A 648-nucleotide genomic window follows, 5' to 3' on the forward strand; every position below is an offset into this window, starting at 1 on the left:
TCAGCGGCATCTTGAGCTCGGCCCGGAACTGGCGGGCGTCGCGCAGCAGGTAGGCCTCGCGGTAGGGGTACTCGCGGAAGAACTTGTGGCCGCTCATCCGGATGCCCCAGCTGATCGGCGGCTTGAAATTGGCGGCGAACTCCTTGACGGGTGCGTCGCCGCGGAACAGGTACATCGGGTTGACCAGCGAGCTGCCCGCGGTCAGTTCCAGCGCGTCCAGCGCGCCGTCTTCTTCCAGCCATTTGGCGGTCTGCAGCGACTCCTCCATCGGGATGCCGCCGCGGACGCCGTCGCTCATGTTGAGTTTGGCGATGACCGCGATCTGGTTGCCGACGGCTTCTCTGACGGCCTGGACCGTCCCGCGGGCCACCTTGGCCCGGTTCTCCAGCGAGCCGCCGAACTCGTCGCGGCGCTTGTTGATCAGCGGGGACAGGAACGAGCTGGCGAAGTAGTTGTGGCCCAGGTGCACCTCGACGGCGTCGAAGCCGGCCTCGATCGCGAGCTTGGCGGCGTTGGCATGTGCGGCCGTGACGTCGTCGATGTCCTGACGGGTGGCTTTGCGGGCGAACCGCATCGACAGCGGGTTGAAGAACCGCACCGGTGCCAGGGCCTTGGCCTTGTTGGTGCGTGAGTTGGCGACCGGCCCGG

General features: G+C 67.3%; 1 protein-coding gene. It reads right to left on the bottom strand.

The window, feature by feature from the left end; translation table 11 throughout:
* The coding region (locus TL10_RS29345) for an oxidoreductase (RefSeq protein WP_043988457.1) at positions 1-648 on the bottom strand (648 nt) is incomplete at both ends.

This window comes from Mycolicibacterium llatzerense (assembly GCF_000878195.1).
Taxonomy (GTDB): Bacteria; Actinomycetota; Actinomycetes; order Mycobacteriales; family Mycobacteriaceae; genus Mycobacterium; species Mycobacterium llatzerense.